A 22,612-nucleotide genomic window follows, 5' to 3' on the forward strand; every position below is an offset into this window, starting at 1 on the left:
TGATTGAAGTTTCCGTTTATCGAGAAATTATTGTGTATCAGGAAGAACTTATATAGTAGTTATAGTACAATGAAATAAAGCGCTTACTTATAATGCAATAGATTTACTTAAGCTGATTATGCGAGGAGGATGAATAATGGAAGAAAAAATTGAAAAAGCGATACAGGATATTTACCCTGATGATTTCTCCTGGTGTTATGGGTGCGGCCGGTTAAATGAAGATGGCCATCACCTTCGAACCGGATGGCAGGGAGATAAAACAGTTACTATCTTTACACCTGAATCAAAGTATATGGGAATCCCGGGTTTTATTTATGGTGGACTGATAGCTTCCTTAATGGATTGTCATGGTTCTGGATCTGCTGCACTTGCATTACACCGCAAGAATGGAAATGAAATCGGCGATGGGACTGTACCGCCAAGGTTTGTTACCGCTTCCCTAAATGTTGAATTCCTTAAGCCGACTCCACAGGATGTTCCCTTAAAAGCAATTGGGACAGTTGAAGAAATCCATCCTAAAAGATGGAAGGTGCATACAGAGGTGTCTGCTAATGATGTTCTTTGTGCCCGTGGAGTGGTAGAACTTGTTGTTATGCCCAGTACATTTTTAAAATAATATATTGGAAGATTGTTATAAGAGGAGAAGGATAATTTTGAGTCAGGAGATACTTACAGAACTTAATAAACTATATCCAATTCGTTTCATTAAGACAGAAGCGGTAACAGATGAGATATTTCGATGCATTTCAGAAGAAGGCAATTACTTTGCAAGAATTACAAACTATAAAAGCTTTGATGAACAGCTGGAGGAAGTTAATTATACAGATTTCCTGTGTAAGAAAGGATTGGGAGTATCACCAACAATATCTTCTTTCAATGGGAATACAGTAGAAAAACTGATTTATAATAACCGTGAACTCTTAACAGTGCTTTATAAAGCAGCGCCTGGTGTACATTTACCAAGAAATCAATGGAATGTAGATATACTAAAAGAATTAGGCAGACAAATTGGTAAATTGCATCGTTTGTCCCGAAAGTTTGAAGAACTGTATCCAATTAAACATATTAATGATTGGCATGATAATGAGGAATACAACTTTCTAAAATATATTCCTGAAGAAGAATCCACTATCAGAGATGTTGCAGAAGAGGTTTTATCAACTATAAAACAAATTCCTCAAAATAATTCGAATTATGGGTTGTTACATGGTGATTTATGGCTGGAAAACATATTGGTGGATGAAAATTCGAATGTAACAATGGTTGATTTTCAAGATTGTGAAAAGCATTATTATATTTACGATCTAGCAGTTCCTATATACAGTGCAGTGGAGTATTCATTTGCAGGCGGAGGCAACATAGCTGAATACGGACGGGGTATTACAAAAGCAATCATTGAGGGATATCAGGAGGAAAATGATCTGCCTTTGGAAACGTTAGATAAACTGCCCTTATTTATTAAATTAAAAGAATTGTTTGAATACAACATAATGCATATGTACTGGGATAAAGAAAAGCTGACTGAAGAACAGATAAGAATAATGAATCATTTTAGAATAAGGATAGAACTAGAGTCTTCTTTTTTTGAAAGCTGATATTTATGAAACGCTGCTATGGAAGCGGTAGATTGGTTAATAGAGCCAGTTAGTTGAACGGTAATGAAAAAGCAGAAGGGAAGAGGCACTTCAGGTTCCTGCTGATTAAAGCATTACCGAAAACAACTGGTTTATAACTAACTTCAAATTAAAACATTGACTTTATTTGTATGAAAAGATAGAATAGTAACCAATAAAATGTTAGTTATCAATAACATACATTTCTGAAAGTGGAGGTGACGTTATGTCGAAGAATAAATTAAGTACATCAGACAGGATATTACAATCTGCACTTCAATTAATGAAGGAAAAAGGATTCCAGCCAGTGACCATTAAGGAAATTGCAGATGCAGCTAATGTAAGCGAAATGACGATTTTTCGCCACTTTGAAACAAAAAAAGGAGTTCTGGAGGCAGCGATTGAAAGAAATACGGTTGTTCCCGGGTTTAAGCAGATACTTGATAAAGACATTGTTTGGAATTTGGAAAAAGATTTGCTGCAGATAGCCAATTTATACCTTGACCTTATGAAGCGTTATGAATCTATTTGTTTAATTGCTGTTCAAGAAAGAGCATCAATGCCTGAATTAGTCGATCTGGTGTCTGACAACACAGAGCAGTTAAAAGGATATATCACGGCATATTTTAATACCATGCAGGAGGAAGGGAAGATGAAGCAAACAGATTCTTATACGCAGGCATCTATATTTTTAGCGACCTTGTTCAGCTATTTTATTTCTACTGCATTATGGAAAGAAAAATTTATCACTGTAGCAAAGGAGGAGTTTATTAAAAATAGTGTACAAACATTTTGTTATGGACTTCAACCGTAAAGGAGGTGTTTAAAATTAGCGGACTCCACTAATCGTGTTTATTATTCCAGGCAAGTGTTTCTTATTTTAGCATGGATCTATGCTGTTTGTATTATTGCTCAAACGCTTATTGCCGGTATGGCAGTCATAATAAAAAATTTATAATAAATGTTAGTTGTTACTAACTAACATTTATTATTGAGAGGTGTTTTATATGAAAATTGTTGTATTTGGAGCCACTGGTGATACAGGAATTCCATTAGTAAAGCAATTACTTCTAGAAGGTCATGAAGTAACAGCAATCGTACGAAACCCGGAAAAGTTAGAATTATCCGGAACACGTCTGGAAGTTATAAGAGGGGATGTTTTAAATCCAGCTGCCATAGAAGGAAAGCTGACTGGAAAAGAGGCCGTATTATCAGTTCTTGGCGGAAATCACCGCCAGCCGACAACGGTTTACTCGGAAGGTATGGCAAATATAATAAAAGAAATGAAGAAATCAGGAGTTAATCGACTGATTTGCTTATCTGCTGAAACACTTAAATCGAAGGAAGAATCTTCGTTTACAGAGCGTATCCTTGTTAAAGTTTTATGGAGAATATTTCATAATTTATATAGTGACATGCAGCGAATGGAAGAAGAAATCTATCAAAGTACAGTTGATTGGACCATTATCCGGCCGCCTTATCTGACTAACGGCGTTCCAAAAGGGCGTTATCAAATAAGCTTTGATAAACCTGTTAAGAAAGGAAAGGGGCGTATAACCCGGGCGGATTTGGCTGCATCTATAGTAGATCAATTGAAAAATCCAGATTCTATTCATAGAGTTGCTTATGTTTGTGCTAAGTAGAATATATTTTATGAAAAAATAACAAATGGACCACGCTTTTCACGAAGTTTGCAAGTACAAATAGTTCGATATTGCTTTTAGAGGGAATATTCACCCTTTCAAATTCCTCTCAAATTTTTCCCTCCATCGTTTTTTCAAGAAACAATGGAGGTTTTTTATGTTTTTATGAAACACGATGCATTTGTTTTTGGGATCAAAATAAATTTTAAAATCTAGCTAACTTCTTCTCTAGATTGAGTTCGGAGGCATCACAATTTGCTTTATCATAACTGTTCACCTAATTGAATTTTTATGTCGAATCGAGTCGGTTACCAATTTTTACTATGGTTGATTATGAATTCTGACTATGATAAAATGTCTCATTATTCGTACATATGTTTTGTGAGAATATATTGTTATTATCGATAGCGTCAAAGAAAATATGAAAACGCTATCTGATTTTAGAGACTTTAACTTGGAATCTTTACAAGCATAAATCATAGTGCAAAGATGCAGCTGTCTCTTGCTTCATAAAAATTTATAACTTTTCATGCTTGTCATTCCAAGTAAATTCCTGTCTCAATAGGAAATTTTAGAAAGGAGGGTATGCTTGACTTTGAGTGGAAAAAATCCTCCATACCAATAGTTTGACGGAGAAATCATAAAAATTTTAATGATATGACATTAATAAAAGGAGATGAAGTATGTCTTTATATGATTCAGTACAGAAGAGTATAAAAAATAGTGAGGAAGATTACATAAGAATTTCCAGAGAAATTTGGGATAATCCGGAGCTGCGCTTTGAAGAAACAAAGTCCAGTGAAGTGCTGGCAACATATTTGGAACAGAAAGGCTTTGCTGTTGAGCGCGGCATTGCAGATATTGATACTGCATTTGCAGCTTCATATGGGTCCGGTGGTCCTGTTATTGCGTTTTTAGGTGAATTTGATGCCCTGTCCAACCTCAGTCAGGAACCAGGAATTGCTGAACAGCGAGCAATGGAAGAAGGCGGCAATGGACATGGCTGCGGTCACCATATGCTTGGCACAAGTGCGATGGCTTCGGCTATTGCTGCACGAGATTATATGGTGGAGCATAATCTTGAAGGTACTATCCGTTTTTATGGATGTCCCGGTGAAGAAGGCGGATCAGGTAAAACATTCATGGCACGTGAGGGTGTCTTTGATGATATTGACCTTGCGATATGCTGGCACCCGTGGATATACACCCAAGTATGGGTGAATGAATCACTAGCAAACTATCAGGTGTCATTCAAGTTCAAAGGTGTATCTACACATGCTGCATCGAGCCCACATCTAGGACGCAGCGCACTTGATGCTGTTGAACTTATGAATGTCGGTGCAAATTATTTAAGAGAGCACGTAGAAGATACTGCACGGCTGCATTATGCCATTACAAATACAGGCGGCATTTCACCTAATGTGGTTCAGGGAGAAGCCGAAGTTCTATATTTGATGCGCGATGTCAGTGTGGAGAAGGCTGGCGCCATCTATGAGCGTGTGAAGAAGATCGCTGAAGGCGCAGCACTCATGACAGAAACCGAACTCAGCATTCACTTTGAAAAGGCATGCTCCAATTTTTTGCGCAATAATGTGCTGGAAGAAGTCATGGAGGAACAGCTTCAAGAAATCGGCGGCCTGTCATACACGGCTGATGAACTTGAGTTTGCTAAGAAGATTCAGGAATCACTTACTCCGGATGAAATCCAGTATTCGGAATCACAAATCAGTGATGCATATCATAAAGCTGGACAGGAACCCCCTGAATCCGAGGGAGCATTATATGGGAATACAATACCTTATTCCAAGGCATACAATCTTCTTCCCGGTTCGACGGATGTCGGAGATGTCAGTCAGATAGCACCAACAGTACAGTGCCTGGCAACATGCTATGCATTCGGCACACAGATGCATACGTGGCAAACAGTTACACAGGGGAAGACGACCTATGCTGCGAAAGGAATGTTGCATGCAGCGCAGGTTATGGCACAGACTGCTGGGGCGGTTTTAAATAATCCCGAGAAAATCAAAGAAGCTCAAGCGGAATTTGACCGGCGTAAGGGTGGAAAGAAATATGTATGTCCTATCCCGCAAGGCGTGGTGCCTTCAAAATTAAATTGATACTAAACAAGTGAGGTGTACCATGGAAGATACAAACCATAAACAAAGCAAGTTCCAACGTGTACTGGATTTCATTGAGCGCTTCGGTAACAAGTTACCTCATCCCTTTTTAATATTCGTTTATCTTGCAGCGATTATCATTATTATATCGGCAATCGTTGCCTCCTTTGATATTTCAGTTACACATCCGGGTACAGGGGAAGAAGTTGTGGCTAAGAGCCTTTTGTCAGGTGAAGGGCTATTGTTTGCCTTGGAAACAATGCTTGAGAACTTTACAGGATTTGCACCGCTCGGGCTTGTACTTACAATGATGTTAGGTATAGGTGTTGCCCAGGGGGTTGGATTGTTCGATACAGCAATCAAGCTGACCATTGAAAAAGCGCCCCGGGCAGTGATTACATATGCTATTGCTTTTGTAGCGGTTATGGGTAACATAGCTTCCGATGCTGCTGCTGTCATTGTTCCGCCGCTCGCAGCAATGGTATTCTACTCTTTGGGCAGGCATCCAGTTGCCGGTATTGCAGCCGGTTTCGCCGGTGCAGTAGGCGGCTTTACTGCGAATTTGCTTATCGCAGGTACAGATGCCCTGCTGGCCGGAATTACCACTGAAGCAGCACGGGCAATTGACCAGGATATGCTGATCACACCAATTGATAACTATTTCTTTATGGCAACATCCGTCTTCCTGATTGTCCTGCTGGTTGGACTCGTAACTGAGAAAGTCATCGAGCCAAGGCTCGGAAAATATGATCCAAAGTATGCTGAAGAAGGTATTTTGGCACAGAAGCAGGAGAAAGTTGGCAGAATTGAAATAAAAGCACTCAGGAACAGCATGATTGCAGCACTTGTTTATATAGGCGTTATCCTAGCCTTGATCTGGCCTGAAACATCCGTCTTGCGCGGGGAAGGCGGAGTTCTGGTTCCATCGCCATTTCTGTCAAATATCGTGCCGATTATATTTGTATTTTTCATCGTTGTATCGGTCACATATGGAATATCAGCCAAAACAATTAAGAAGTCAGGAGATATCCCGGTTTTCATGGCCAGTGCAGTTAAAGATATGGCGCCATATATTGTACTTGTCTTTGCAATTGCGCAGTTTATTGCATACTTCAACTGGACGAATCTGAGTACAATTATCGCGGTAAATAGTGCTGATTACCTCCAATCAGTCAATTTTGTCGGCTTACCGCTGATTATTATATTCATTCTGGTGATGGGGATGTTGAACCAGTTCATCACAAGCGGTTCAGCCCAGTGGGCGCTAATGGCTCCGGTTTTTGTACCGATGTTCATGCTGCTTGATTTCCATCCGGCGTTTACACAGCTGGCATATCGAATCGGTGATTCATCGACAGCGCTACTTACACCTTTAAACCCGTACCTGATCATGGTGCTTGGGTTCATGAAGCGTTATGATAAAAGGTCTGGACTTGGGTCTATCATTTCAACAATGATTCCTTACACGATTGCCCTGATGGTAGGATGGATACTCTTGATGATAGTATGGTTCCTGCTTGATCTGCCGATTGGTCCGGGGATTAATATTAGATTAGATGGATAATTTTAAAAGGTGGGGATATTCTCTCCATCTTTTTTCACGATAGGTAAGCAGAAGAGGAGAGATAATGATGTATTCAAGAGAACAGGTAGTTGCTGCTGCACGTGGAGATATTCCAATGGACACAGTAATCCGCGGTGTTCAGCTTGTGAATGTGTTTACCGCTGAAATATACACAGCGGATATAGGCATTAAGGAAGATGTCTTTGCTGCAGTGGCACGGTATACAGATAATGCCCCTATATTTGAAATTGCAGGAGAGAAGGAAATCGATGGCAGTGGGAAATTTGCAGTTCCCGGTTTTATCGATTGTCATGTACATATTGAAAGCACTATGGTGACTCCGGCTAACTTCGCCAAAGCGCTGATCGAAAGAGGCACGACCACCGCAGTTATTGATCCCCATGAAATTGCAAATGTACTCGGTGTGGATGGCGTCAAATATATGATTGAAGCAACGAAGAACTTGCCAATTGATATTCTGGTAACAATACCTTCTGCTGTTCCGGCAGTTCCAGGTCTTGAAACAAGCGGCGCTGTGTTTGGATCGGATGAAATTGGCATGCTGCTAGAGGAAGAGCGTGTCATCGGTATAGCAGAAATTATGGATTACATCGGTGTAATCAACCAGAGTGAACGGATGACGGGGATTGTTGAAGAAGGGTTGAAAAAGGGTGTCTATAATGAAGGGCATTTGCCAAGAACAACCGGTCAGAATCTGGATGCTTACATGTCCGCAGGTATCGACTCTGATCATGAGAGCCGATCTACGGAGGAAATTGTTGAGAAGCTGCGCCAAGGCATGTGTGTGTACATCCGCGAGTCAAGTGTCAGCCAGTTTGCGGATATCGCTGCTGAAGCATGGCGTGAAGTTCCATATACAACAAACCTTGCTATGTGCACAGATGATATAGAAGCTAGTGATATGTACCAGGGCGGTCAGATGAATCGTGTTGTCAGAAGATGCATTGAAGAAGGGATCCCCGCACCGCTTGCCGTGCGTTTTGCAACATTAAATGGTGCGAAACGTTTTAATTTGAGACATCGCGGCGGTATAGGTCCGGGATATATTGCTGATTTTTGTCTGGTAAACACACTGGAAGACATGGATGTTACAGATGTATTTACGAAAGGTATTCATCAGGTGAAAGGCGGCAAGCTAATCAATAGAATCAAGACAACAACTGAAATTCTTAAAGAGGATACTGTAAAGATTCCCGACATTGAAGTGAATGACTTTAATATCAGCATGCCAAATGGAATGGATAGTGTTCGTATCAATACGATAGAAATGACCCCAATCGGCACTACAGTAAAAGGAGTACTGGAAATTTCCGCGAAAAATGGAATAATCGATAAATTGCCAGAAGGATATGTTTTTGCCTCAGTAGTCGGACGGCATGGTCAAGGTCTAAAGCCTTTTGTAGGTATATTAAAGAATGCAGGTCTGAAAACAGGGGCATATGCGACAACATTATCTCATGACAGCCATAATCTGGTAGTCGTCGGTACAAACGCAGAAGATATGTATCATGCAGCTAAATATCTTGAATCCTCAGGCGGAGGACTCGTTCTATTCGATGATGGGGATGTGAAAGCAGCGATAGATTTACCCGTGGCTGGACTGATGTCAGATCTCCCAGTTGAAACACTCGCACCTGCTATTATAAATTTTAATAATATAGCTATAGATATGGGCGTTAAGGTTGGCAGACGGGCTCCTTCAATGGCAATGTCTTCTCTAGCACTCACAGTTATTCCGGAAATACGTATCAGCAATCTAGGCCTTGTTGATGTGAATAAACAACAATTGCTCCCATTGTTTGTAGAAGGATAAAATCAGACGTGAAACCGGGAGCTTGCTATATGCATTATCCTGGCAATCAGTAAAACGATAGAAGCAGAATGCTATCTGATTCAAATTGGCTTTCGTATTGTATACGAGTTTTTCTTCCAGAAAACACTCAGATAGATTCGATATCTGTTGTTGGGGTAAAGCAATAAATATCTACAAGTTATTAAGATCTAGAAGTCTGTAGAAACTACTACAATGTTGAAAACAATTAAATAAAAGTAAATGAGCAACGGCTTAACCAGACCGTTGCTTTGTTTATTGAAATAAAGAGTCCATATTAAGACTTTCGTAGATGAAATTTCTTGATAAACAACACGCTTAATGGAGAAAAGGTCAACTTTCATTTTGGATTTGCCATTCTATACATATGAACAGTCATATCATCATTTTTGGAATCCCTATCCTGTTTTGATATAATTTGATAAAGAAAGTAGTTATTGAAATGTAAACAACAATCGAATTAGAGTAGGTGAAAGAGTTTGACCATGTTAATTATTGCAATTATTTTACTATTTATCGCTTCCAGTTATTTTTCTGGCAGTGAAACAGCGTTGACGGCAACAAATGAAATGAAGCTGAAGCTAAAAGCAACAAATGGAGATAAAAAAGCCGCACGCTTATTGAAGCTGGTTAACAACCCAGATTTATTTATTCCAGGTATATTAATTGCAAATAATGTACCAAACATTGTACTTCCTTCGTTGGTTACAATTGTGGCACTCGAATACAATTGGAATGTAGGCATAACCACAGCCGTTTTAACAATACTCATTATTATTCTGGCGGAAGTAATGCCAAAATCAATTGCAGCAGCGTTTCCTGAAAAAATTGCTCATATAGTCTATTATCCAACTATGATTATTCTCGTGATATTAAAGCCATTCATCCTCTTATTAAATCTATTGACCAAAACAACCATTAAACTCCTTGGACAAGATAATAATGATCAAACAACGATTTCTAAGGCAGATATGAGAGCGATGGTGGATATCGGACATACAGAAGGAACGTTTGGAAGGGAAGAAGTTTATGGTTTAAAAGGAGTGCTGGACTTCTCCAACTTAAATGTTGCGGACATACTGCAGACTCCCAGAATTGATGTGCAGGGAATTATTGCAGATACAAATTTTGAGGAAGCGGGTAAAATTTTATTACAAAATCAGTTTAGCCGTTATCCTGTCTACGAAGGCGATCTTGATAATATTATTGGTGTCTTTCATTCGAAATTTTTTGTTTCCTGGTTTCGAGAACCGGAAAAGCAAGTAACAGCGTTTGCTGATTTAAATCCTCTGCATGTATATGAATTTCAGCAGGTAAGCGATGTGTACAAGCAGATGCTGCAAAAGAAAAAACACTTCGCAATTGTCCATGACGAATATGGCGGTACAGAAGGCATTATCACAATGGAAGAAATGATTGAAGCAATGATCGGACAAGATATTGAAGATGAAACGGATGTTGATGATATAATAATTGAAAAGCAAACAGAGAATGAGATTATTTGTGACAGTAAAATCTCATTACGCCGCCTTAACACTATATTTCAAACGAATATTCCAGAGGAAGAAGATAATTTAGCTGGTTTTTGCCTGAGCCAACTAGGGTATATCCCACAAATTGGAGAGGTTTTTGAGCATGATAATTTAACATTTGAGATTCTTGATGCCGACAAGAATAAAATTAGTAAAGTTAAAATATTAAAAGGAATTAAAAAACCGGAGTAAGGTGATTGGCAGAGATAATAAAATCTGCAGGCAATTTTTAAAGGATATAACAGTTAAAATAAAGCAATACAACGATCAGAATAGTTTGTTTGAATAAACTATGTAAACATAACGAAAGCTAACATTGAATAATAAAAGAAGCTGGATCTCTACAACGTTTAAATCTGTAATAATAAGCATACAAATCCTTGTTACGGTTAAAGCGGAGGGTATTATGATTTCAGGCAGTACTTGAATACTGCAGTAAAAGAGATCCCTAATCATTCTTTTATACATGTTAGGAGGATATTATGAAAGCAGTCACATACCAGGGGAAATATGATGTTGCCGTCAAAAAAGTAGAAGCTCCCAAAATACAAGATCGTGAAGATGTGATTATAAAAGTCACTTCAACAGCCATATGCGGTTCTGATCTTCATTTATATCAAGGGAACTTCCCTTTACCAAAGGGCTACATTATCGGACATGAGCCAATGGGAATAGTTGAAGAAGTAGGTCCCGATGTTACAAAAGTAAAAAAAGGGGACCGTGTTGTCATTCCATTTACCGTAGCCTGCGGGACCTGTCAATACTGTGAACACGATTTAGAAAGTCAGTGTGATAACGCTAATCCCCATTATGATTCTGGAGGTTACTTCGGTTATTCCGAAAAATTCGGCAACTATCCGGGCGGACAAGCAGAGTACCTGCGCGTGCCTTTTGGCAACTATACTCCTTTTGTAATTCCAAAAGAGTGTGAATTAGAAGATGAATCCTTATTATTTTTATCAGATGTCCTTCCAACTGCTTATTGGAGTGTGGAGCATGCAGGAGTAAAAAAAGGAGACACAGTTATTGTCCTGGGCTCTGGGCCTGTTGGATTAATGACTCAACAGTTTGCATGGGATAAAGGGGCAGAACGTGTCATTGCAGTTGATTATATTACCAACCGGCTCCATCATTCCAAAAAGATAAACAGAACAGAAACATTTGACTTCACTCAATATGATGATATGGGGGAGACTCTAAAAGAGCTTACTAAAGGCGGGGCAGATGTTGTTATTGATTGTGTAGGAATGGACGGTAAAAAGTCTCCACTAGAGTGGGCAGAACAGAAATTAAAGCTGCAAGGGGGAACTTTAGGGCCGATTCAAATTGCTACAAAAGCAGTGCGTAAGAGTGGCGTCTTACAAATCACAGGTGTTTATGGCGGACTATACAATATGTTTCCATTAGGCCCTTTTTTCACTCGTAACATTACAATAAAAATGGGGCAGGCACCTGCACGTCACTATATGCCAGATTTGTACAATATGATAAAGAACGGGAATATTGATCCGACAAAAATTATTACTCATACGATGCCTTTAGAAGAGGCTTCTCATGGGTACCATATTTTTAATAAAAAGGAAGATAATTGCATTAAAGTTGTATTAAAGACCTAGCAGCACCATTTAAATTCTGTATTTTGATTGAAGCCAAATCAGTTTTTAAGTACTATATAGAAATCCTTTGTAACTCGTGATGCGCGCTAATCACGAGTTACAGCATTATTATTTACATCAATACTAAGATAAGTCTGCCCTATAAGACAAGCCGCTCCAAAATGAATCTGAGAGTTATTCAAAATGCTTATTCAGAGCATGTTTTAACCCATCCTCCTCATTACTTAAAGTTATTTCATCTGCAGCTGATTTCACTTCGTCCGATGCATTTCCCATTGCAATCCCAACACCGGCATATTTTAACATATCGATATCATTAAAGTTATCTCCAAGAGCTATGACCTCCTGTCTGGTAATGTTAAACTGTTTTTCTAGCTTTTTAATCGCATTAGATTTTGAAGCATTACCTGACATAATTTCCAAATAAGTACCCTTTAACTTATACACAGATAGATGAGGAAAGTTACCTTTTAATTCAATTTCCAGCTGCTTAATCATTTGTGGTTCTCCCATACATAAACATTTAAGTATATCATGGTTTGCTACAATAAATGATGGAAGACATATAATTACAGAAACAGAAATTTCAGTTTTAGATGAGAAACAAGTAGAAGAAGATATTAATTCTAACTGACATCAGACAGAAAAATGAAAAAATATTTTATTTTGAAACAATTCTAAACCTTTATTCGTGTTAGGAGCAGAAACATGATATAGAAAGCTACAAACAGGAAGAAAGAGTTATTGCCTGCCCTAGCGTTGTTTTTTCATGTCTAGATTCTTGGGATCATTATAATTATGAAAAACTTACTCATATACTTTTGATTTTCATTAAATTTTCACATTGCTAAGCTACCATTATCGTTAAGATTAAAAGGGGGAAAATAAAATGCTTCAATACAACATGAATAAGCATGGATTTCAAACGTCTGCTGAATATGGGGATTTACAAGTTTCAAATCAAGGTGAACATGGGTATCGGCCTTACGAGATGATGGTATCTTCTATTGCTGGCTGTAGTGGTCTCGCATTAAAGAAAATATTAGAGAAAATGAGGATTACTTTTTCCGATATTCAAGTTACAGCAAACATTGTACGTAATCCTAATGTTGCTAATCGAATTGAAAAAATGTATTTGACATTTACCGTTATCGCGACAGACGCAACCGATAAAAAGTTAGAAAAAGCATTAGAATTAACACATAAAAATTGTGGTATGATTCAATCGGTTAAAGATAGTATTATGATTACCGAATCTATTGTAAAAGCAGGATTTAATAATTATTCTAATTGAAATACCCAACGTAAATTTGATGACTTAAAATAGAAATTACCTTCTCACCAAGTAATGTATCAAAATAAAAATCATAAATTTATTTTCTGAATATTGCGATATTAAAAAAATAGTCTATAATTATAATGTAAGAAAGTTCATAAGTCATTTGAATTATGAGCTTTCTTTAGAAATAACGTTAAGCATAAGCTTATCATTAATAGTAAATTTTTTTAATTGACATTCTATCTACTGGTAGGTAGAATGTCAATTGAAAAAATAAAATGAAAGAGAGGAAACGAATATGCAATTTCAAAATAAAACAGTTATTATCACAGGCGGAGGTACCGGAATTGGCCGAAAAGCGGCAGAATTATTCTATCATCAAGGCGCTAATGTAATCATCAATGGCCGCAGAGAAGAGATATTGAAAACAACAGCCGCAGAAATTGATTCAACCGGCCAAAAAGTAAGCTTTGTAGCAGGTGATATTAGCAACCCTGAAACTTCTAAAGAGCTGGTTCAAAAAGCAGTTGAATTATTTGGTGGAGTTGATATACTGGTTAACAATACTGGTAAGTTTGTTCCAACTCCATTTACCGAATATACACCGGAAGATGTACAGTCTTATCTTGATGTGATTGTGAAAGGGACCATTTTCACTTCACAGGCAGTAATTCCGGAAATGAAGAAACGTGGCCAGGGTGCAATTATTAACACTGGCTCTATGTGGGCAATCCAACCAGTAGAAGCAACACCGTCAGCTGCTTACTCTGCTGCTATGGCTGGAAGACATGCACTGACAAAAAATATGGCAGTTGAATTAGCAGCAGATAATATTCGGGTAAATGCAGTAGCTCCTGCGGTAGTAGAAACGCCAATTTATAATAATTTCCTTTCAGATGAGGAAGTTCCGGAAGTTTTAAATTCATTTAATGAATTCCATCCTTTAAAAAGAAATGGCCAGCCGGAAGATGTTGCTAATGCTATTTTATTCTTAGCAAGTGAATCAGCTTCCTGGGTTACAGGAACAGTGATGCCTGTAGATGGCGGAGCTACAGCAAGACTGCGTTAATAAAAAAATAAAGGTGATTGAATGGCAAAAAAAGAAAATACGGAAACAAAAATTATTGAAGCAGGGGAAGAGCTGATTCAGGAACGGGGAATAAATGGTTTTAGCTTTGCTGATATTGCGAATAAAGTTGGTATCAGAAAAGCGAGTATCCATTATTACTTTCCAACTAAACTGGATCTTGTAAAAAGTGTGTTAGAACATTATATTAACCATTTTTTTGCTTCTTTAGATGAAAGATGTTGTCATCTTAACTCTCTTGAAGAGGTTCTTTCTGCGTATACAGAACAGTTTAAAAGCAGTTTACAGAAAAATAATCAAGTATGTTTATGTTCTATGTTATCCATGGAATCTTTTTCTTTGGATAATGAATTACAGGAAGAGATCAATACTTTCTTTAATAAAAATGTATTATGGCTTCAAAAAAAATTAGTAGAGTTTCACATTCCGGAAGAACAGGCAAGTCCAATAGCGAATCATCTATTTGTAGTGATTCAGGGAGTACAGTTAATTACTCAAAGTTCAAGAGATATCTCTTATTTTGATTCCGTCGTTTCTAAAGAGATTGATTCCATTACTTCGCTTTAAATGTCTCTAGTGAAAAGTTATTGCCTTTAATCTGTCGAGATATTGGTGATACCCGTCAAAACATGCAGGGAACATGCTTTTGAAATTAGAAGGTTTAAAAAGTTAGATTAACCAAAAGTATACAAAGATGATGTCTAATTATTCATTAAAGACATCATCTTTTCTTTTATACATCACATCCCCTCTACTTAGAACAATTCATTTATTCCAATATGTTTTTACTTTCAAAGCTTTTTAGAAGACAAGGGGAATGATACAGCATCCTTATTTTATCAAATATATACTAAAAAAATGTTTAATCCTTTTCATCAAATTTTCACATTGGTTGTCTAATATAGTAATGGAAAGGGTTTATTTGGAATGGAGGAAGACTTGAATGGCAATAGCAAGTAAACTAATTGCGATAGGAATCGTCACTGCCAGTTTTTTAGTGGGATGTCTTTCCTTATTCATCATGAGTGATCTGCCTGCAAAGACCAAGAAAAAGCATATAGCAGAAATCATATCTCAGCTAATTAATTTTATCCTTTTTATGTGGATCGGGAAAATAGTTCTGAATCTCTCTAGCTTCCTGTCTGATCCATTAACTATATTAGCTTATCCAGCTGATTCAAAGGCTTTTTATTTTGCAGTATTTGCAAGCATTATTACGCTAGTCTATAAGGAGAAGCAAAAGAAATTGGATATGACACCATTCATGGATTCCTTTGTACATGTATTTTTAGTTGCTTCTTTTTTATACGAATTTCTTGAAATTATTTTGAAAGATAATGTATATGCTTTAGGATATCTGTTACTTCTCTCTGTTTTGATTATATTATATTTTTTCCTGCGGGAACGGATACAAATAAGATTATTGTTACTGATTATTCTAAGCAGCTGGTCTCTCGGAATAATAATCTTATCTTTCATTCAACCTTTCGTAATGGTTTTTGGCTATATCATGGAACCATGGTTTATTGGCGTCTTTTTTATTAGCCTTTTGGTGTTAATCAATTTATTCTGCAAAATAAAAGTGAGGTTAAAACGATGAGTATTATTGAGGCAGATACAATGCTGCTTACTGGTATGTTTTTAGCAATGGGAGCAGGTATATTATCTTTTTTATCCCCCTGTGTATTACCGATTTTTCCGGCCTACATGTCATACATAACTGGAATTAGTGTAAAAGAGTTACAAGGAAATATGAATGTTCAGGTGCTTCGTCAATTATTTGCTCATTCTTTACTGTTTTTGTTGGGAGTTTCCCTCGTGTTCATTAGTTTGGGAGCAGGAGCTTCTATTTTAGGACAATGGGTACAAAATTTGCTGTTTGGAGACTCCGGATTGTTCATCCAAAGAATAGCCGGGATTTTTATTATCATTATGGGACTATTTATAGCCGGGTGGATAAATATACCGTTTTTGATGAAAGAACGTCGTTTCCATTACACAAAAAAACAGGCTGGATATTTCGGAACATTTTTTGTAGGATTAGGCTTTGCTGCCGGTTGGACACCATGTATTGGGCCTATTTTTGGATCTATATTACTTTTAGCTGCAAGTAATCCTGGACAAGGAATATTTTACACTTTTTTGTATGTTATCGGTTTCGCAATACCATTCCTTGTTCTAACATTATTTATAGGAAAAACAAGATGGATTGTCCGGCATAGTAATATCATTATGAAAGTTGGAGCAGTAATGATGATTATTATGGGTATCGTTTTGTTCTTTGGATGGATGCCTTTTATTTCAGGATTTTTACTTGATTTGGTAGATGATACATGGTTATCAAGGTTAGGCTAAGGAGGGTGTTGCAATGAAAAAATGGATTTTCGCTATTATTGTTGTCGGAATGATTGGATGGGCACTGTATGATTTTATAGATTCCAGCAGACAGTCTGCGGATGAATTTGTACCTGTAGAAGAAGATGTGAGAGAACAGTTAAACACTGAAGAAAGTGACATTACATCAGGAGAGTCGGAAGTTGGTCTGGAAGTTGGAAATATCGCTCCGGATTTTGAGCTTCAAACTTTAAATGGAGAAACTGTAAAGTTATCTGATTATCGCGGGGAAAAAGTCATGATTAATTTCTGGGCAACATGGTGTCCGCCATGCCGGGCAGAAATGCCGGATATGGAGGAGTTTTATCAAGATAAGGATATTGTTATTTTAGCGGTTAATTTAACAGAGACAGAAAACAACCTGCAGCAGGTCGAAGATTTTATAAATGAACATGGGTTAACTTTTCCAATTCTGTTAGACGAGGAAATAGAAGTCGCCGAACAATATATGATCCAGCCCATACCTACATCATATATGATAAACTCTAATGGAGTAGTGTCATTTAAAGCCTTTGGTTCTTTGAATTATGATTTTATGGTTCAGGAATTTGAAAAAATGGAGTAATCTACTTATAGAACAGCAGAAGGAAGGAATGGGGATGAAACAGACGATTTTAGTTGTCGAGGATGATAAATTGATTCGTGATCTTATCCGTATTTATTTACAAAAAGCAGACTATGAAGTTTTTACAGCTGCAGACGGCGAAGAGGCGAAAGAAGTTTTTTTAACAGAGCATCCTTGCCTTATTATTTTAGATCTTATGCTTCCGAAGTTAAGCGGGGAAGAATTTTGTGTATGGTTACGGGAGCAGGAACGTAATGAAGTTTCCATTATTATGCTTTCTGCCAAATCACGTACAGAGGATAAAATTAATGGTCTAAAAATCGGAGCGGACGATTATTTAGTGAAGCCCTTTGACCCGGATGAACTTCTGGCTCATATAGAAGCTGTTCTTCGCCGTACAGGACAATTTTGCCAAAAAATAGCATACAATGGTCTTTGTATTAAGCCTCGAAAAGGGGAAGTATTGTTATTTAATACGCAATTAGAATTAACCAAGCATGAATTTAATCTTTTATATTATTTTATGGAGAATCCAAATGTTGTGATTTCCAGAGAAAGTTTAATGGAGCAATTATATCCTTATGCAAACAAATTAGTATCAGACCGGACCATTGATGCTCATATCAAAAAGTTACGTAAAAAAATCGAAGCTAATCCAGCTTCACCAGAGCGTATTATGACAGTTCGAGGAATGGGGTATAAATTTGTTACAGAATAAATGGGGGAGGAATTTTCTTCCTAAGCGATTTTTAATTCAACTGACGGTCATTAATATGATTGTAATTGTAGCTTTTGTGATGCTCAGCAGCTGGGCAATTTACAATACAGCCTGTATGCTGGCAGATGGATTGACCTCAATGACTGAGCAAAAACAAAATCAGTTTCAGGCAACACTTTTTCAATATTTATGGATATTTAGTATTTCTGCTGTTATTTTAGGAAGCCTGATCCATTTTTACTTAACGAAAAAAATGATCCAGCCATTAAGAGAATTAATTCAATCCACGAAAGAGATGAAGCAGGGACAGTACCCCAGCTCCATTCATGTAAAGGGGAACGGAGAAGTAGGCGAATTAATTCGCCATTTTAATGATCTGGTTCAACAGTTGGAAACCAATGAGCAACAAAGAAAAAATCTTGTATCCGATTTATCGCATGAATTCCGTACGCCGCTGACAAATTTAAATGGCTACTTGCTTGCTTTGCAAAAAGGTGTAATGGAAGGTGATAAGAATTTATATCAATCTCTTTATGCAGAGTCATTTAAACTCACACAATTGGTGGAGCAAATGGAACAGTTGAAAGAATGGGATGATATGCAAATATATTCTTTTCATGAAAAAGAACTAACTAATATGAAGGAATTCATTGAAAGATCAATTAAAATATTTCATTGGCCTTTGGAAAAGAAACAGATTGAATTAAAAACAGATATTCAAACTGGTACTGCTGTTATAAATCGTACAAGTATTTCTCAGGTCATCAGCAATTTAATGGATAATGCGATTCGTTATTATGACGATGCAGGACCAATTAATATAAAAGGTGAAAAGATTCATAATGAATATAAAGTTTCTATAACAGGGCCGGGCAGATCCCTTTCAGAAAAAGATAACGAGAGAATCTTTGAACGTTTTTATCGTATCGAAACCTCCAGATCACGGGAATTTGGGGGATCTGGTTTAGGTCTTGCGATTTCAAAGGAAATCATTGAACGGCACTATGGAAAAATAGACGTCCATTCTGAAGCACATGTGCATACTTTTTGGTTTGTTATCCCTTGTTCCTAAGCTATTGAGAAAACTAAATTATAAAGAGCGATAGTTGATAATAACTTGTATTGAACATTAAGGTTAATTGTGTTTATTAGTTAAAAGTAACGAACCATTTATAAATAATATCAGTAAACAAACAAGGTAAAAAATTTGAATTAAACTATTGTAGGGAGGCACAGTGAATGAAAAGGTTCGGAGCTATTTTTATTATTATTGGTGTTATTTGTTTGGGCGTATTTGGTTATCAATTTTTGGGGCATCAACAATCTCAAAAACAGTCATTAGCTCAAGCTGAAGAAAAGATAAATCAAGAAGTAGGACTAGTTGGCGATAGGAATGCTATAGAGACATTTGAAGTAGAAGATCAAGAAGCGTTTGCAACATTGGAAATTCCAAAACTCGGAAAAACTTTACCAGTTGTTGAAGGAACAGATCCAGATGCATTAGAAAAAGGAGTTGGTCATTTATCAAATTCTGTACATCCAGATCAAGATGAACAAATCCTTTTATCCGGTCATCGTGACACAGTTTTCAGAGACTTTGGTGAATTAGAATTAGGAGATACATTTGTAGTTAATATGCCATATGGGGAGTACACATACGAAATTAGAGATACCGAGATTGTTCCAGAAGATGATACTTTTGTGATTGGAGAAATGGGAGAAGAAGTTCTTGTCGTAACTACCTGTTATCCATTCCATATGGTTGGGAATGCGCCGGATCGTTTTGTTGCTTATGCTTATCCGGTAAATAAATAAATCAACATAATAGAGAGAGTTTATAGAATTTACAAAGTGAGATAAGTAATTAGTGATTAATTCTGTTAGAAGGTATTAATACAAAAGATTCACATAGCAATAATGTATTTTAGCAAATAGCATCTTGCCTTTTTAATTCATCTCTCTATTTATAATGTCTCTGTAGAAAAGGTGGTTATTACTGTGAATATAGATAATTTGGAAATGTTTTGTAAGGTAATTGAACAAGGCAGTATTAGCCAAGTAGCTCGAACAAGCTATGTAACACAACCTGCAGTAACGAGTAAAATACGACAAATGGAAAATCATTATGGAGTTGCTTTATTTGATCGTGATGGCAGCTCAATACGAGTTACAAATGCAGGCTCTAAATTATATCCTTACGCTAAGGAAATCGTTGAATACTATAAACGATCTCAAGTAGTAATGGACAATATATCTAATGATAAAGAGGAAACATTACATGTTGGAGCCAGCTTAACAATCGGAGAATATCTTCTGCCAAAAGTGTTAGGTAAGTTTCAAAAAAAGTACAGAAATATTGAGTTTAGTTTAGCTATTGGAAATACACCTACTATCATATCTAAATTAGAAAGTTCGGAAATTGATATTGCTTTAGTGGAAGGCATGGTTATGCATAAAGATTTTCACATTGAGAAATTTGCTAAAGATGAGCTGATCCTGATAATTCCGAAGAACCATCATTGGAAAAATCAAGAGTCGATAAATATCGAAGATTTAACGAAAGAGAAGATCCTTCTTAGAGAAAATGATGCAGGTGCCCGAAAAATTATAGAATCAGTATTTGCAGAAAATAATGTTTTGGAGGGAATACGACATTATTTAGAGCTTGGAAGTACACAGGCAATTATCAGCGGCGTTGAGTCTGGTCTTGGAGTTGGAATAATCCCTAAACTATCTGTTGCACATGAACTTGAATTGGGAGTTGTTAAACATATGCCTATTTCGAATATAGCTATTTCTAGAAATTTATGGATAGTAAAAAGACCAACAAGATTCCCCAAAAGCAGTATTAACATATTTACTCAATTTTTGAAAGAAGGAAAGAGGTTTTAAATTTTAAGATTAAATGTATTATACACTTTTTTATAAATATAAGAAATAAAATATTTCAAACATAAGTTTTTATAAACAGAGGTTGTACAATTTGATTAAGAAAATATTAAAAATCTGTACCAGTTACTGAAGAAACATAGTAACGGTACAGATTTTTTAATTAATAGAATCGTATAAAACTATTAAAATGAGAACTCCAATAAGAGTTATCTAAAGATAAAACAGTAACAATGTAGTTGTATCTGCATGGATAAACTAACATGTGTTTTCAAACCAGGTTTTATTTTGAAAACGATCTTTTTTAAGGATAATAAAATGTTATACCCTATAATATTCTTCTATACTTTATAAAGGTTTTTATATAGTAGGATAACAATAACAGTAAAATATATAATTAATGGATTTTTCAGATGTAGATTATTAAAGTAATGTAATCTGGAAAGTTTTGATTAATTAAGTAAAATTATTTATTTTCAAATCTATCTTTAAAACAAATCAATTTAGGAGGGAAAAAATTGCGTGAAACTAAATTTTCTAAAATTGTTATAGCTGGTGCTGGATCAGCGGGGATTTCAATTGCATCTCGAATCATACGAAATGCACCCTATTTAAAAGGAAATATAACGATTGTTGACCCTTCCGAGGATCATTATTATCAGCCTTTATGGACCTTAGTCGGCGGAGGACAATCTAAATTAGAAGATTCTCATCGAAAACAAGAAACCCTTATACCTGATGGTGTTCAATGGATTAAAGAATATGTGGCTGAATTTATGCCGGATACAAATTCTATTATGACAGATGCACAGACACTGATTCATTATGATTTTCTGGTTGTAGCGACTGGTATTGAAATAAAATGGGACAGCGTTAAAGGACTGAAAGAAGCAATTGGAAAAAATGGTGTCTGCAGTAATTACTCACCTGAATTCGTGGAAAGTACTTGGGAAAATATTAGAAATTTTTCAGGTGGAACCGCTATATTTACTCAGCCAAGTACCCCAATTAAGTGCGGGGGAGCTCCACAAAAAATTATGTACCTGGCAGATGATTATTTCAACAATTCTGGTGTCCGTTCAAAAACAAAAATACAATTTATTTCTGGTACGGGAAATATTTTTGCAGTGCCCACCTATGCGAAAACATTAGAACAGGTTATTGATCGAAAAGGCATCGAAACAACCTATATGACAGATTTGATTGAAATAGATGGGGAGAATAAATTAGCGGTCTTCGAAAATATAGAAACAAATAAAAAATTGAAAGTTAATTATGACATGATCCATGTTACGCCACCAATGGGAGCTCCCAGCTTTATAGCGGCCAGTCCGCTTGCAGATGCAGCCGGTTGGGTGGATGTCAATCCTTATACACTTCAACATAAAACGTTCCAAAATATATTTAGTGCTGGTGATTCATCCGGTCTTCCAACATCTAAAACAGGAGCAGCCATACGTAAACAAGCTCCTGTAGTTGCTGAAAATATTCTTTCTATCATGAACGGCAGACAGATGAAAGCAAAATATGATGGCTATACATCCTGCCCCTTGGTGACAGGTGTCAACAAATTGGTAATGGCGGAATTTGATTATGATAAAAATCCACAGGAAACTTTTCCAATTGACCAATCAAAAGAAAGAAGGAGTATGTATATTGTGAAGAAAAATCTGCTGCCAATTATGTACTGGAATGGAATGTTGAAAGGAACAATGTAATGAAATAATACAACTTTATTAA

Annotated in this window: 21 protein-coding genes; 20 read left to right on the top strand and 1 reads right to left on the bottom strand. The window is 36.6% G+C overall.

Going from position 1 to position 22,612, the window contains the following annotated elements:
- Positions 1 to 136: 136 nt before the first annotated feature.
- The 9 genes from OSO01_RS19110 to OSO01_RS19150 all read left to right on the top strand — a co-directional run bounded on the left by OSO01_RS19110 (position 137) and on the right by OSO01_RS19150 (position 11,940).
- Positions 137 to 616, top strand: coding sequence for a PaaI family thioesterase (locus OSO01_RS19110; protein WP_147212084.1), 480 nt, complete (start codon positions 137 to 139; stop codon positions 614 to 616).
- 37 nt (positions 617 to 653) lie between these two features.
- Entirely contained in the window at positions 654 to 1,595 is a 942-nt protein-coding gene (locus tag OSO01_RS19115; protein ID WP_371863311.1) for a phosphotransferase enzyme family protein, read from the top strand.
- A 244-nt stretch (positions 1,596 to 1,839) separates the two neighbouring features.
- Positions 1,840 to 2,427: a TetR/AcrR family transcriptional regulator gene (locus OSO01_RS19120; protein ID WP_147212085.1), complete on the top strand. Its 588-nt coding sequence runs from the start codon at positions 1,840 to 1,842 to the stop codon at positions 2,425 to 2,427.
- Positions 2,428 to 2,620: 193 nt separating this feature from the next.
- Entirely contained in the window at positions 2,621 to 3,256 is a 636-nt protein-coding gene (locus OSO01_RS19125) for an NAD(P)-dependent oxidoreductase (protein WP_147212086.1), read from the top strand.
- Between the two features lie 683 nt (positions 3,257 to 3,939).
- Positions 3,940 to 5,376 carry an amidohydrolase gene (locus OSO01_RS19130; protein ID WP_147212087.1) on the top strand — a complete coding sequence of 479 codons (1,437 nt, stop codon included), beginning with the start codon at positions 3,940 to 3,942 and terminating at the stop codon, positions 5,374 to 5,376.
- A gap of 22 nt (positions 5,377 to 5,398) precedes the next feature.
- The gene (locus OSO01_RS19135) at positions 5,399 to 6,940 is read left to right on the top strand and encodes an AbgT family transporter (protein ID WP_147212088.1); all 1,542 of its coding nucleotides are present in this window, start codon (positions 5,399 to 5,401) and stop codon (positions 6,938 to 6,940) included.
- A 64-nt stretch (positions 6,941 to 7,004) separates the two neighbouring features.
- Positions 7,005 to 8,774 (top strand): adenine deaminase, encoded by a 1,770-nt coding sequence (locus OSO01_RS19140; protein WP_147212089.1) that lies wholly within the window; start codon positions 7,005 to 7,007, stop codon positions 8,772 to 8,774.
- Between the two features lie 503 nt (positions 8,775 to 9,277).
- Entirely contained in the window at positions 9,278 to 10,516 is a 1,239-nt protein-coding gene (locus OSO01_RS19145) for a hemolysin family protein (RefSeq protein WP_147212130.1), read from the top strand.
- A 290-nt stretch (positions 10,517 to 10,806) separates the two neighbouring features.
- Complete coding sequence (locus OSO01_RS19150; RefSeq protein WP_147212090.1) at positions 10,807 to 11,940, top strand: zinc-dependent alcohol dehydrogenase; 1,134 nt, start codon at positions 10,807 to 10,809, stop codon at positions 11,938 to 11,940.
- A gap of 174 nt (positions 11,941 to 12,114) precedes the next feature.
- Here the strand turns inward: OSO01_RS19150 and OSO01_RS19155 are convergent, their stop codons facing one another.
- Positions 12,115 to 12,561: an HAD-IIB family hydrolase gene (locus OSO01_RS19155; RefSeq protein ID WP_307725860.1), complete on the bottom strand. Its 447-nt coding sequence runs from the start codon at positions 12,559 to 12,561 to the stop codon at positions 12,115 to 12,117.
- 268 nt (positions 12,562 to 12,829) lie between these two features.
- Here OSO01_RS19155 and OSO01_RS19160 point away from each other — a divergent pair, with 268 nt between their 5' ends.
- The 11 genes from OSO01_RS19160 (at position 12,830) to OSO01_RS19210 (ending at position 22,590) form a co-directional block, all read left to right on the top strand.
- Positions 12,830 to 13,234: an OsmC family protein gene (locus OSO01_RS19160; RefSeq protein ID WP_147212092.1), complete on the top strand. Its 405-nt coding sequence runs from the start codon at positions 12,830 to 12,832 to the stop codon at positions 13,232 to 13,234.
- Between the two features lie 283 nt (positions 13,235 to 13,517).
- A complete protein-coding gene (locus tag OSO01_RS19165) occupies positions 13,518 to 14,288 on the top strand; it encodes an SDR family NAD(P)-dependent oxidoreductase (protein WP_147212093.1) in 771 nt (256 codons plus the stop codon).
- Between the two features lie 21 nt (positions 14,289 to 14,309).
- Positions 14,310 to 14,873: a TetR/AcrR family transcriptional regulator gene (locus tag OSO01_RS19170; protein WP_147212094.1), complete on the top strand. Its 564-nt coding sequence runs from the start codon at positions 14,310 to 14,312 to the stop codon at positions 14,871 to 14,873.
- 376 nt (positions 14,874 to 15,249) lie between these two features.
- The gene (locus tag OSO01_RS23460; protein WP_186813710.1) at positions 15,250 to 15,906 is read left to right on the top strand and encodes a hypothetical protein; all 657 of its coding nucleotides are present in this window, start codon (positions 15,250 to 15,252) and stop codon (positions 15,904 to 15,906) included.
- A complete protein-coding gene (locus OSO01_RS19180) occupies positions 15,903 to 16,661 on the top strand; it encodes a cytochrome c biogenesis CcdA family protein (protein WP_147212095.1) in 759 nt (252 codons plus the stop codon). Before OSO01_RS23460 ends, OSO01_RS19180 begins: the two co-directional genes overlap by 4 nt.
- Positions 16,662 to 16,674: 13 nt before the next feature.
- Positions 16,675 to 17,265, top strand: a complete 591-nt coding sequence (locus tag OSO01_RS19185; protein ID WP_147212096.1) for a peroxiredoxin family protein — start codon at positions 16,675 to 16,677, stop codon at positions 17,263 to 17,265.
- 34 nt (positions 17,266 to 17,299) lie between these two features.
- On the top strand, positions 17,300 to 17,983 hold the full coding sequence (locus OSO01_RS19190; protein ID WP_077604052.1) for a response regulator transcription factor: 684 nt from the start codon (positions 17,300 to 17,302) through the stop codon (positions 17,981 to 17,983).
- Positions 17,970 to 19,055, top strand: coding sequence for a sensor histidine kinase (locus OSO01_RS19195; RefSeq protein WP_147212097.1), 1,086 nt, complete (start codon positions 17,970 to 17,972; stop codon positions 19,053 to 19,055). Before OSO01_RS19190 ends, OSO01_RS19195 begins: the two co-directional genes overlap by 14 nt.
- A gap of 167 nt (positions 19,056 to 19,222) precedes the next feature.
- Complete coding sequence (gene srtD / locus OSO01_RS19200) at positions 19,223 to 19,798, top strand: class D sortase, LPxTATN-specific (RefSeq protein WP_147212098.1); 576 nt, start codon at positions 19,223 to 19,225, stop codon at positions 19,796 to 19,798.
- A gap of 183 nt (positions 19,799 to 19,981) precedes the next feature.
- On the top strand, positions 19,982 to 20,875 hold the full coding sequence (locus tag OSO01_RS19205) for a LysR family transcriptional regulator (RefSeq protein ID WP_147212099.1): 894 nt from the start codon (positions 19,982 to 19,984) through the stop codon (positions 20,873 to 20,875).
- 515 nt (positions 20,876 to 21,390) lie between these two features.
- The gene (locus OSO01_RS19210) at positions 21,391 to 22,590 is read left to right on the top strand and encodes an NAD(P)/FAD-dependent oxidoreductase (protein ID WP_147212100.1); all 1,200 of its coding nucleotides are present in this window, start codon (positions 21,391 to 21,393) and stop codon (positions 22,588 to 22,590) included.
- Positions 22,591 to 22,612 lie beyond the last annotated feature (22 nt).

This window comes from Oceanobacillus sojae (assembly GCF_007991515.1).
Lineage (GTDB): Bacteria > Bacillota > Bacilli > Bacillales > Amphibacillaceae > Oceanobacillus > Oceanobacillus sojae.